This window comes from Streptomyces anulatus (genome assembly GCF_014650675.1).
In the GTDB taxonomy this organism is placed as follows: Bacteria; Actinomycetota; Actinomycetes; order Streptomycetales; family Streptomycetaceae; genus Streptomyces; species Streptomyces anulatus.
Genome location: NZ_BMVK01000006.1, coordinates 292,602 through 304,744, shown reverse-complemented (window position 1 = coordinate 304,744; position 12,143 = coordinate 292,602). Strand labels below are relative to the sequence as shown.

Here is a 12,143-nt window from a genome sequence, read left to right as displayed (position 1 = left end):
AGGCTGGTCACATGTCTGAACCGACCGGTGCCGCCCGCCGACGTGGGCCCTTCAAGGTCGGGGACCAGGTACAGCTCACCGACCCCAAGGGCCGCCACTACACCTTCACGCTCGAAGCCGGAAAGAACTTCCACACCCACAAGGGTTCTTTCCCGCACGACGAGCTGATCGGTGCTCCCGAGGGCAGTGTTGTCCGCACCACGGGAAACGTCGCCTATCTCGCGCTGCGCCCCCTGCTCCCCGACTACGTCCTGTCCATGCCCCGCGGCGCCGCCGTGGTCTACCCCAAGGACGCGGGCCAGATCCTGGCCTTCGCCGACATCTTCCCCGGCGCCCGCGTCGTGGAGGCCGGGGTCGGATCCGGCTCGCTCAGCACCTTCCTGCTGCGCGCCATCGGCGAGCAGGGCATGCTGCACTCCTACGAGCGCCGCGAGGACTTCGCCGAGATCGCCCAGCAGAACGTCGAGCGCTACTTCGGCTCCCCGCACCCGGCCTGGCAGCTGACCGTCGGCGACCTCCAGGACAACCTCTCCGACACCGACGTCGACCGCGTCGTGCTGGACATGCTCGCCCCCTGGGAGTGCCTGGAGGCCGTCTCCAAGGCCCTGGTGCCCGGCGGCATCCTCTGCGCCTACGTGGCCACCACCACCCAGCTCTCGCGCACCGTCGAGTCCATCCGCGAGATCGGCTGCTTCGCCGAACCGCAGCCCTGGGAGTCGATGATCCGCAACTGGCACGTGGAGGGCCTCGCCGTCCGCCCCGACCACCGGATGATCGGCCACACCGGCTTCCTGGTCACCGCCCGCCGCCTCGCGGACGGCGTCGAGCCGCCGCTGCGCCGCCGCCGCCCGTCCAAGGGCGCCTACGGCGAGGACTACGACGGACCCGGCAGCCAGAGCCGCGGAGGCTCCGCCGCCGAGCGAGGCTGACCCGTCCAACGCACCGGCGCCGCCGCGCAGTTCCCCGACCGACCGGGGAACTGCGCGGCGGCGCCTTTTCGTTGCCCCCGCCGTTCCGCCCCGGTGTGAGGTGTGGCACGATGCTGGCCACCCCTCGGAGGTGTCCCCACCCCCTCACCGGGCTTCCAGGAACCATCAGGAGACATACCGCGTGCAGACCCCCGCGCTCCCGGATCTCGCCCACACCGCCGCCAAGCCGATGCACTGGCTCGCCACGGCCGCGGCGATGGCCGGGGTCGTCGCGCTCGCCGGGCTGCTCCAGCCCCGTACGGCCACCGCCACCGCCACGGCCCCCGAGCAGCGGACCACCACACAGCACGGCGCCCCCGCGCCCGCCCCGGACCCGGCCGGCGTGGAGTTCCCGCTGGAGTGCGGCGGCGCCGGGACGACCGTCGCGAAGAAGGCCTCCGGGGACCTCGACGGCGACGGGCGGCCGGAAACCGTCGCCGTGGTGCACTGCGCCGCCGGATCGGGCACCCCGCCCGGCGGCATCTACGTCCTGACACGGGGCAGCGGGGCCGCACCCCGGGTCGTGGCGACCCTGGTGGACCCCGCTGACAGAAAGACGGTCGGGGACTTCGCCGTACGCGACGGCGTCGTCTCCGCGACCCTGCTCGGCTATTCCTCGCTCGACGTCCCCCGCTGCTGCCCCGACCAGGAGGAACAGGCCTCCTGGCGGTGGAAGGGGCAGGCGTTCGTCCGCACCTCCGGGGACCTCGCGCGCAGCGTCTGAGCGCGCTCGCGGGCACGCCGCCCGGCGTCGGGCGCGAGCCCCCCGGTACCGGCTATTCGGCGTCGGGTCCGTACACCTCGACGCTGTCCTTGACGCGCCGCACGTGGATGCAGTCCCCGGGGCACTCCTTGGCCGAATCGACGACGTCCTGGAGGAGCGGCAGCGGCACCGGAGTGGTCGCTCCCGGGTTCTGCAGGAGCTCGTCGTCGCCGCTCTTCACATACGCCAGGCCGTCGATGTCCAGCTCGAAGACATCGGGGGCGTACTGCACACAGATGCCGTCGCCCGTACAGAGGTCCTGGTCGATCCAGACCTCCAGGTCCTGCGTGTCACTGTCGCCCGGCGAGTCCTGCTGCACGGTCATGTGTCCTGCCGTTCCTGCGTATCTGAACCAATTGGAGCCAGCCCTGACGGGTGTTGAACAGTTCGACGATACAACCGGCGGCTTTCCGATGCCGAAGGGTGGGTATTCCCTTGACGTGAGGGAGAGCGCAAGGGTGAAGATCGGACACGCCCCGCAGTCTTTGTGATCTAGGGGTTTCAATCACCACCCACCCAGGTAGGGTCAGGAAGCGTCCAGCTCCCCATGGAGGAGGTGAGGACCGTGGCAGCCCACGACGACGACATCAACCGCGGCATCCGGCCCGCGCGAGGGTCAGAAGACCCAGCCGGCCAGGTTGCCTATCTCGAGCAGGAAATCGCCGTCCTGCGACGTAAGCTCGCCGACTCTCCGCGTCATACGAGGATTCTCGAAGAGCGGATCGTCGAGATGCAGACGAACCTGGCAGGCGTGTCCGCACAGAACGAGCGGCTCGCCAACACGCTCCGCGAGGCGCGTGACCAGATCGTGGCCCTCAAGGAGGAGGTCGACCGGCTCGCGCAGCCGCCGGCCGGCTTCGGTGTCTTCCTGCAGGCCAACGAGGACGGCACCTGCGACATCTTCACCGGGGGCCGCAAGCTCCGGGTGAACGTCAGCCCCAGTGTCGAGCTCGAGGACCTCCGGCGTGGCCAGGAGGTCATGCTCAACGAAGCGCTCAACGTGGTCGAGGCCATGGAGTTCGAGCGGGCCGGGGACATCGTCACCCTCAAGGAGATCCTCGAGGACGGCGAGCGCGCCCTGGTGGTCGGGCACACCGACGAGGAGAGGGTGGTGCGGCTCGCCGAGCCGCTGCTGGACATCACCATCCGCTCCGGCGACGCCCTGCTCCTGGACTCCAGGTCGGGTTACGTCTACGAGGTGGTCCCCAAGAGCGAGGTCGAGGAGCTCGTCCTCGAAGAGGTCCCGGACATCGACTACGACAAGATCGGCGGCCTGGGCGACCAGATCGAGCTGATCCGCGACGCGGTCGAGCTTCCGTACCTGCACCCCGACCTCTTCAAGGAGCACGAGCTCCGCCCGCCGAAGGGCATCCTGCTCTACGGTCCGCCCGGCTGTGGCAAGACCCTCATCGCCAAGGCCGTCGCCAATTCGCTCGCCAAGAAGGTCGCCGAGGTCACCGGGCAGCCCACGGGGAAGAGCTACTTCCTCAATATCAAGGGCCCCGAACTCCTCAACAAGTACGTCGGCGAGACCGAGCGGCACATCCGTCTGGTCTTCCAGCGTGCGAGGGAGAAGGCGAGCGAGGGTACCCCCGTCATCGTCTTCTTCGACGAGATGGAGTCCCTCTTCCGCACCCGCGGCAGCGGCGTCAGCTCGGACGTGGAGAACACCATCGTCCCGCAGCTGCTCGCCGAGATCGACGGGGTGGAGGGCCTGGAGAACGTCATCGTCATCGGCGCCTCCAACCGCGAGGACATGATCGACCCCGCCATCCTGCGCCCCGGCCGTCTCGATGTGAAGATCAAGATCGAGCGTCCGGACGCCGAGGCGGCGAAGGACATCTTCGCGAAGTACCTGACCCCGGGGCTCCCGCTGCACGCGGACGATCTGGCCGAGCACACCGGCTCCCGGCCGGCCGCCGCCCACGCCATGATCCAGTCCGTCGTGGAGCGGATGTACACGGAGTCCGAGGAGAACCGCTTCCTCGAGGTCACGTACGCGAACGGCGACAAGGAAGTCCTGTACTTCAAGGACTTCAACTCCGGCGCGATGATTCAGAACATCGTCGACCGGGCAAAGAAAATGGCCATCAAGGCATTCCTGGAACAGGGCCAGAAGGGGCTGCGGGTCGCTCATCTCCTGCAGGCCTGCGTGGACGAGTTCAAGGAGAACGAGGACCTGCCGAACACGACCAACCCGGACGACTGGGCCAGGATTTCCGGCAAGAAGGGTGAGCGGATCGTCTTCATCCGCACACTCGTCACCGGAAAGCAGGGCGCGGACACCGGACGCTCCATCGATACGGTGGCCAATACCGGCCAGTACCTGTAATACGCGGACCGGCTGCGGAAGCCCCCAGGGGCCTCCGCAGCCGGTTTCATTCCCCCGTTCCGGCCTGGCCGGAGCAATGTCGTAATGGAGCTCCCCACCGGCGCAGAGGCGCTCTAGGCTCTGCGGTACCGCCGAGTCGCGCAGTGCGGTGACGGGCACCGCACACGCACCGGACACAGCAGCGGTACTTGAGCGTCGTCCCCGGAGGGGGCCGGCGCCGGGCAAGGAGGGCCGCATGACCGTACGGCGAGTAATGGGCATCGAGACGGAATACGGGATCTCCGTCCCCGGCCACCCCAACGCCAATGCCATGCTCACCTCGTCCCAGATCGTCAACGCCTACGCGGCGGCGATGCACCGGGCGCGACGCGCCCGCTGGGACTTCGAGGAGGAGAACCCGCTGCGTGACGCGCGAGGCTTCGACCTCGCCCGGGAGACCGCCGACTCCAGCCAGCTGACCGACGAGGACATCGGCCTGGCCAATGTCATCCTCACCAACGGCGCCCGGCTGTACGTCGACCACGCGCACCCCGAATACAGCTCCCCGGAGATCACCAATCCGCGTGACGCGGTGCTCTGGGACAAGGCCGGCGAACGGATCATGGCGGAGGCCGCGGAGCGGGCGGCCGCCATCCCGGGCGCGCAGCCGATCCACCTCTACAAGAACAACACCGACAACAAGGGCGCCTCCTACGGCACGCACGAGAACTACCTCATGCAGCGGGAGACGCCGTTCTCGGACATCGTGCGCCATCTGACGCCGTTCTTCGTCTCGCGCCAGGTCGTCACGGGCGCGGGCCGGGTAGGCATCGGCCAGGACGGCAACGAGCACGGCTTCCAGATCAGCCAGCGCGCCGACTACTTCGAGGTCGAGGTCGGCCTGGAGACGACGCTCAAGCGCCCCATCATCAACACCCGGGACGAGCCGCACTCGGACGCCGAGAAGTACCGCCGGCTCCATGTGATCATCGGCGACGCCAACCTCTCGGAGATCTCCACCTATCTCAAGCTCGGCACCACGTCCCTGGTGCTGTCCATGATCGAGGACGCCTTCATCAACGTCGACCTCGCGGTCGACCAGCCCGTGCGCACCCTGCACCAGGTCTCCCACGACCCGGACCTCCGGCAGCCGATCACGCTCCGCAGCGGCCGGACGCTCACCGCGGTCCAGCTCCAGATGGAGTACTTCGAGCTGGCCCGCAAGTACGTCGACGAGCGGTACGGCGCGGACGCCGACGAGCAGACCAAGGACATCCTGACCCGCTGGGAGGACACCCTCAACCGGCTGGAGACCGATCCGATGAGCCTGGCGGGCGAGCTGGACTGGATCGCCAAGCGGGAGCTGATGGAGGGCTACCGCCGCCGCGACGCGCTGGACTGGGACGCCCCCCGGCTGCATCTGGTGGATCTCCAGTACGCGGACGTACGGCCCGACAAGGGGCTCTACAACCGCCTGGCGGCCCGCGGGAAGATGAAGCGCCTCCTGGACGAGGACGAGGTCACCAGGGCCCGTACGAAGCCCCCGGAGGACACCAGGGCCTACTTCCGGGGCCGCTGCCTGGAGCAGTACGCCGACGACGTGGCGGCAGCCTCGTGGGACTCGGTGATCTTCGACCTGCCGGACCGCGATTCCCTGCAGCGGGTGCCCACCATGGAACCGCTGCGCGGCACTAAGGAACACGTCAAGGACCTGCTGGACCGCTGCCGGACGGCGGAAGAGCTGGTCCGGGCCCTGTCGGGCGGCTGAAAGGCCTCCGGGCTGGGAATCAATCACCTGAGGCGCGGGCGTTGAATCAACTACCGGGTCAAATGTCGGACCTCGTGGGTAGGGTCTGATCAAGAGCTTCGATTGCTTCGAACCGAGCGGGGTGAGCTACATGGCGACCAAGGACACCGGCGGCGGACAGCAGAAGGCGACACGTTCCACCGAGGAGGTCGAGGAGCAGGCGCAGGACGCGCAGGCGTCCGAGGACCTCGCGGAGCGCCAGGAGAAGCTGAGCGACGACGTCGACTCGGTCCTGGACGAGATCGACGATGTGCTCGAAGAGAACGCCGAAGATTTCGTCCGTTCCTTCGTTCAGAAGGGTGGACAGTAGTCCACCAGTGTGAACGCCCGGGAGTCTTCCGGGCGCTCGCGCGGACACCTGCGCCGACAACGGGGAAGAGGGGTGACGGCGTTCGCCACGGCGTTCGTCGTCACCCCGCCCACCGGTCGGGGGGCCGGTTCCCGGTCCCGCCGGATCGGTGCGGATAACCCCCGCCGAACATGTGGATCACTCCCGCCGGGCGGGTAGGGTCCGTGGCGTACGTACTTGCTTCAACTGCAATTCGGCCATCGGCAAGTTGGGGGATGATCCTGACTCTCTTGCGCAGGGCCATCGCATACCTGGAGGGAAACGCGTGGAAGCCAACACTCGTAGCACCGGGCGTCTACCAGCTGCCTTCCTGACGCCGGGTTCGTCCTCGTTCATGGACTTCCTGTCCGACCAGTCGCCCGAGATGCTCCCGGGCAACCGGAGTCTGCCGCCGCTCCAGGGGGCCATCGAGGCGCCGCACGGGACGACCATCGTCTCGGCGTCCTTCCCCGGTGGCGTGGTCCTGGCCGGCGACCGGCGCGCCACCATGGGCAACATGATCGCGTCGCGCGACATGCAGAAGGTCTTCCCGGCCGACGAGTACTCCGCGGTGGGCATCGCCGGCACCGCGGGACTGGCTGTGGAGATGGTCAAGCTGTTCCAGCTGGAGCTGGAGCACTTCGAGAAGGTCGAGGGCGCCCAGCTCTCCCTGGAGGGCAAGGCCAACCGCCTCTCCACCATGATCCGCAGCAACCTCGCCATGGCCATGCAGGGCCTCGCCGTCGTGCCCCTCTTCGCCGGCTACGACGTCGACCGCGAGAAGGGCCGCATCTTCTCCTACGACGTCACCGGCGGCCGCACCGAGGAGAGCGGCTACGCGGCCACCGGCTCCGGGTCGATCTTCGCCCGCAACGCGATGAAGAAGCTCTACCGCGAGGACCTGACGGAGCAGCAGGCCCTCACCCTGGTCGTGCAGGCGCTGTACGACGCAGCGGACGACGACTCGGCGACCGGCGGCCCGGACGTGGCCCGCCGCATCTACCCGATCGTCACCGTCATCACCGACGAAGGCTTCCGGAGGCTGAACGACCAGGAGTCCTCCGAGATCGCGCGCTCCATCCTGGAACGCCGACTCGAGCAGCCCGACGGCCCGCGCGCCGCGCTGCTCTGATCCGGACCCCTAGCCTCCAGACGCACTCGTCACTGACAGAAAGGGACGGATAGCCGGTGTCGACGCCGTTCTATGTCTCACCCCAGCAGGCCATGGCCGACCGGGCGGAATACGCCCGCAAGGGCATCGCCCGTGGTCGCAGCCTCGTTGTGCTGCAGTACGCCGACGGCATTGTGTTCGTCGGCGAGAACCCGTCCCGTGCACTCCACAAGTTCAGCGAGATCTATGACCGGATCGGCTTCGCGGCCGCCGGCAAGTACAACGAGTACGAGAACCTCCGCATCGGCGGCGTGCGCTACGCCGATCTGCGCGGATACACCTACGACCGGGACGATGTGACGGCCCGTGGGCTGGCCAACGTCTACGCCCAGACGCTCGGCACCATCTTCTCCAGCGCGGCCGAGAAGCCGTACGAGGTGGAGCTGGTGGTCGCCGAGGTCGGCAGCGCGGCCGAGGGCGACCAGATCTACCGGCTGCCGCACGACGGTTCGATCGTGGACGAGCACGGCTCGGTCGCGGTCGGCGGCAACTCCGAACAGATCAGCAGCTTCCTCGACCAGCGCCACCGCGACGGCATGACGCTGGCCGAGGCGCTCAAGCTGGCCGTCCAGGCGCTCTCGCGGGAGCCGGGCGGCGGCGAGCGGGAGATCCCCGCGGAGCGGCTGGAGGTCGCGGTCCTGGACCGCACCCGCCCCCAGCAGCGCAAGTTCAAGCGGATCGTCGGCCGCCAGCTGGCGCGGCTGCTGGACACGGAAGCCGCCGGCAGCACGCCGACGGACGCCCCGTCCGACACCGAGGACACCGACAGCACGGACAGCGCCAACAGCACCGACAGCACCCCCGGCTCCACGGAGGAGACGGACAAGTAGGCGAGCGGCGCCCTTCGGGGCGCTCTGCCCCCGGGCTCCGGCCCGGGGGCACCGTCATGCGCGGGCGGTGGGCGGCGGCGCCGTGGAGCCGCGTACGACGAGCCGGACCGGCAGTCCGCCCTGCTCGACGGGGCGGCCGTCCAGCACCGCGAGCAGGGCCTCCATGCCCCGCTCCCCGACCTGCTCCGCCGGCAGCCGCACCGTGGTCAGCTCCGGCTCCAGCGCGGTGGCCAGCGCCAGATCGTCGAAGCCGGTGACCGACAGTTCGTCCGGCACCCGCAGGCCGAGCCTGCGGGCCGCCTTGCAGGCGCCGGCGGCCAGAATGTCGTCGTCGCAGACGATCGCGGTGGGCCGGTCCCCGGGGGCCGACAGAGCCAGTTCGGCAGCCTCGCGCCCCGCCCGTACGTCCAGCGGGGCGCGCACCGTGCGCACCGTCGTGCCCTCCGCCGCTCCCAGCGCGTCGTGCAGCGCCCCGGCGCGCACGGCGAACGTCCAGGTGTCCACGGCGGACGCCAGATGCAGGAAGCGGCGGTGGCCGAGCCCCAGCAGATGGTCCGTCACCTGCCGCATCCCGTCGACGATGTCGAGGTTCACATGGGCGGCGGGCCCGGTGTCCGAGGGGTCGCTGTCCAGCATCACCAGCGGCAGATCCGCCCCGTGCAGCGCGCCCAGCGCGTCGGCGGCCATCGAGGACGCGATGACCCCGTCGAGCGCGGCGCGGGCCGAGGCGAACGGGTCCCGGGCCGGGCCCGTGCCGTCGGGCGAGGGGTAGAGCACCACGCCGAAGTCGTGCTCGGCGGCGAGCGCCGCGGCCCCGGCGTACACCCGCGCGAAGAACTCGTTGGTGAGCGCGGGCACCACCAGCAGCGCGGTCCTGGTGCGGCCGAGCCGCAGACTGCGGGCCGCCAGGTTGGGCCGGTAGCCGATCTCCGCCGCCGTGTCCCGGACCCGCTGGGCCGTGGCCCGGGACACCCTGCCCTGCCACTTCTCGCCGAGGACCAGGGAGACCGTCGCCTGGGAGACGCCCGCCGCACGGGCCACGTCGCGGCTGGTGGGCCGGGCGGGGACGGGCTGCTGCGCGCTGGTCACTCGTGCCTCCGTGCGGGATGTTTCCGTAACGCCGCGAGGTGGACCCGCGAACTGCGCACATGGTACGTATGAACCTCGACGTTATACGTAACACCTCGGGGGCGGCACAGCCGGTCGGGGCGGAGAGGGGCGGAAATGGCCGCGGGATATCTGGACATCCTCCGGGCGCGGCATGCCGCCCGGCTGCTGACGGGCACCCTCGTCGGGCGGCTGCCCAACGGCACCGCGCACATCGCGATCGTGCTGTTCACCCGGGCGGAGGGCGGCAGCTACACGCTGGCCGGCGCGCTCGCCGCGGCCTACGGACTGGCCACCGCCGTCGGGCAGCCGCTGCTCGGCCGGGCGGTGGACCTCTACGGGCAGCCGCGCGTCCAGCTCCCGGCCGCCGTGGTCTCCGCGCTCGGCATGTCCCTGCTGGCCCTCACCGGCCTCTCCTCGCTCCCGCTGGCCTACCTCGCCGTCATCGTCGCCGGAGTCGCCACACCGCCGCTGGAGGGCGGCCTGCGGGCCCTGTGGCCCAGCGTCCTCAAGGGCGAGGGCCAGGTGCACCGGGCCTACGCCATGGACGCCGTGGCGCAGGAGATCATGTTCACCGTCGGCCCGCTCCTGGTGACGGTGCTCGTCTCGCTCTGGTCGCCGGCCGCCGCCCTGCTCGTCATCAACGCGATCGGCGTCCTCGGCGCCCTCTCGGTCGTCCTGTCCGAACCCTCGCGCACCTGGCGCTCCGCACCCCGCGAGGCGCACTGGCTCGGCGCCCTGCGCTCGCCCGGACTCCTCGCCCTGCTCGGCACGTTCTTCTTCGTCGGGCTCGCCCTCGGCTCCATCACGGTGGCCGGGGTGGCGTACGCGGACGACCACGGCCGGGAATCGGTGTACGGCTGGCTGATGGCCGCACTCGGCCTCGGCGCGCTGATCGGCGGCCTGGCCTACGGGGCGCGGCAGTGGGCCGGTGCGCCCGAGAGGCGGCTGCGGTACATCGTCGGGCTGCTGGCGCTGGGCTATCTGCCGCTGACGCTCACCCCCTCGGTGCCCGTCATGACCGCTCTCGCCGCCCTCGCCGGAGTGTTCCTCGCACCGGCCATCGCCTGCTCCTTCATCGTGGTCGACCGGCACGCCCCGCGCGGCACGGTGACCGAGGCGTTCTCCTGGCTCGTCACCACGTTCGGCGTAGGCGCGGCAGCCGGCACGGCCGTCGCGGGACCGGCCGTCGAACTCGGCTCGACCGCCTGGAGCTTCGCCGTCGCGGGGGCCGGGGGAGTGGCCGCCCTGGTGGTCCTGCTGAGCACGGGGAGGGTCCTCGCGGCTCCCTCCCGTACGCCCGCCGTCGTGACGGGATCGGAAAATGATCGAAACGGGGCCGTCGAACCCGGTTTCAGCTCAGGCCATAAGGCGTAATGTTCAGTCATGGACCGCCGCATTTTCGGGCTGGAGAACGAGTACGGCGTCACGTGCACGTTCAGGGGACAGCGCCGACTGTCACCTGACGAAGTGGCGCGCTACCTCTTCCGCCGTGTTGTGTCATGGGGCCGCAGCAGCAATGTCTTTCTGCGGAACGGCGCCCGCCTCTACCTCGACGTGGGATCGCATCCGGAATATGCAACCCCCGAATGCGACAACGTGACCGAACTGGTCACGCACGACAAGGCGGGCGAGCGCATTCTCGAAGGCCTGCTCGTCGACGCCGAACGCCGCCTGCACGAGGAGGGAATCGCGGGCGACGTCTATCTCTTCAAGAACAACACCGACTCGGCGGGAAACTCCTACGGCTGCCACGAGAACTACCTCGTAGCCCGCCACGGAGAATTCTCCCGGCTCGCGGACATCCTCATTCCGTTCCTCGTCACCAGGCAGCTGATCTGCGGTGCGGGCAAGGTGCTCCAGACCCCGCGCGGCGCGGTCTACTGCGTCAGCCAGCGTGCCGAGCACATCTGGGAGGGCGTCAGCTCCGCGACCACCCGCTCCCGGCCGATCATCAACACCCGCGACGAACCCCACGCCGACGCCGAGCGGTACCGCCGCCTCCACGTCATCGTCGGTGACTCGAACATGTCCGAGACGACCATGCTGCTCAAGGTCGGCGCCACCGACCTGGTGCTCCGCATGATCGAGGCGGGCACCGTGATGCGCGACCTGACCCTGGAGAACCCGATCCGGGCGATCCGCGAGGTCAGCCACGACCTCACGGGGCAGCGCAAGGTACGCCTGGCCAGTGGCCGCGAGGCCTCGGCCATCGAGGTCCAGCGGGAGTACTACGAGAAGGCCGTGGACTTCGTCGAGCGCCGGGGCATCCGCACCGGCACCGTCGACCAGGTCCTGGAGCTGTGGGGCCGCACCCTGGACGCGATCGAGGCCGAGGACCTCGACCGGATCGACACCGAGATCGACTGGGTCATGAAGTACAAGCTCATCGAGCGGTACCGGGCCAAGCACAACATGACCATGTCGAATCCGCGGGTCGCCCAGATAGACCTCGCCTACCACGACATCCACCGCCGCCGAGGCCTCTTCTACCTCCTGGAGCGCAAGGGGCAGACCGCCCGCATCTGCAACGACATGAAGATCTTCGAGGGCAAGTCGGTGCCCCCGCAGACCACCCGGGCACGGCTGCGCGGCGACTTCATCCGGCGGGCCCAGGAGCAGCGACGGGACTTCACCGTCGACTGGGTCCACCTCAAGCTCAACGACCAGGCGCAGCGCACGGTGCTGTGCAAGGACCCCTTCCGTTCCGTGGACGAGCGGGTGGAGAAGCTGATCGCCGGCATGTGAGCCGACGTCACCGCAGTACGGCCCCGGCCCCCAGGACCCACCGGTCCTGGGGGCCGGGGCCGTCCGTGCGGGGTCCGGCCCCAACCGAATCAAAGGGCCTAGAGTGTTGC

General features: G+C 69.6%; 11 protein-coding genes and 1 pseudogene. 10 read left to right on the top strand and 2 right to left on the bottom strand.

Going from position 1 to position 12,143, the window contains the following annotated elements:
* Positions 1–11 precede the first annotated feature (11 nt).
* Positions 12–929, top strand: coding sequence for a tRNA (adenine-N1)-methyltransferase (locus tag IE272_RS17825; RefSeq protein WP_050359490.1), 918 nt, complete (start codon positions 12–14; stop codon positions 927–929).
* Positions 930–1,110: 181 nt separating this feature from the next.
* Positions 1,111–1,692 (top strand): hypothetical protein, encoded by a 582-nt coding sequence (locus tag IE272_RS17820; protein WP_056703096.1) that lies wholly within the window; start codon positions 1,111–1,113, stop codon positions 1,690–1,692.
* A 52-nt stretch (positions 1,693–1,744) separates the two neighbouring features.
* Here the strand turns inward: IE272_RS17820 and IE272_RS17815 are convergent, their stop codons facing one another.
* Positions 1,745–2,056 carry a ferredoxin gene (locus tag IE272_RS17815; RefSeq protein WP_050359489.1) on the bottom strand — a complete coding sequence of 104 codons (312 nt, stop codon included), beginning with the start codon at positions 2,054–2,056 and terminating at the stop codon, positions 1,745–1,747.
* A gap of 240 nt (positions 2,057–2,296) precedes the next feature.
* Between IE272_RS17815 and arc the strand changes: the two genes are divergently transcribed.
* The 6 genes and pseudogenes from arc (at position 2,297) to prcA (ending at position 8,178) form a co-directional block, all read left to right on the top strand.
* Entirely contained in the window at positions 2,297–4,063 is a 1,767-nt protein-coding gene (gene arc, locus IE272_RS17810) for a proteasome ATPase (protein ID WP_032794065.1), read from the top strand.
* Positions 4,064–4,298: 235 nt separating this feature from the next.
* Positions 4,299–5,810 (top strand): depupylase/deamidase Dop, encoded by a 1,512-nt coding sequence (gene dop / locus IE272_RS17805; RefSeq protein WP_190007255.1) that lies wholly within the window; start codon positions 4,299–4,301, stop codon positions 5,808–5,810.
* A 130-nt stretch (positions 5,811–5,940) separates the two neighbouring features.
* Positions 5,941–6,159, top strand: a complete 219-nt coding sequence (locus IE272_RS17800; protein WP_003970166.1) for a ubiquitin-like protein Pup — start codon at positions 5,941–5,943, stop codon at positions 6,157–6,159.
* A 160-nt stretch (positions 6,160–6,319) separates the two neighbouring features.
* Positions 6,320–6,512 (top strand): annotated as a pseudogene (locus IE272_RS17795) (endonuclease domain-containing protein); the annotation flags it as partial.
* A complete protein-coding gene (gene prcB / locus IE272_RS17790; protein ID WP_026290809.1) occupies positions 6,464–7,309 on the top strand; it encodes a proteasome subunit beta in 846 nt (281 codons plus the stop codon). The pseudogene IE272_RS17795 and the gene prcB, both read left to right, overlap by 49 nt.
* Positions 7,310–7,365: 56 nt before the next feature.
* Entirely contained in the window at positions 7,366–8,178 is an 813-nt protein-coding gene (gene prcA, locus IE272_RS17785) for a proteasome subunit alpha (RefSeq protein WP_050359487.1), read from the top strand.
* Between the two features lie 54 nt (positions 8,179–8,232).
* Here the strand turns inward: prcA and IE272_RS17780 are convergent, their stop codons facing one another.
* Positions 8,233–9,267, bottom strand: coding sequence for a LacI family DNA-binding transcriptional regulator (locus tag IE272_RS17780; RefSeq protein WP_050359486.1), 1,035 nt, complete (start codon positions 9,265–9,267; stop codon positions 8,233–8,235).
* 135 nt (positions 9,268–9,402) lie between these two features.
* Between IE272_RS17780 and IE272_RS17775 the strand changes: the two genes are divergently transcribed.
* Complete coding sequence (locus IE272_RS17775) at positions 9,403–10,662, top strand: MFS transporter (protein WP_056703099.1); 1,260 nt, start codon at positions 9,403–9,405, stop codon at positions 10,660–10,662.
* Between the two features lie 9 nt (positions 10,663–10,671).
* Entirely contained in the window at positions 10,672–12,033 is a 1,362-nt protein-coding gene (gene pafA / locus IE272_RS17770) for a Pup--protein ligase (protein ID WP_032794056.1), read from the top strand.
* Positions 12,034–12,143 lie beyond the last annotated feature (110 nt).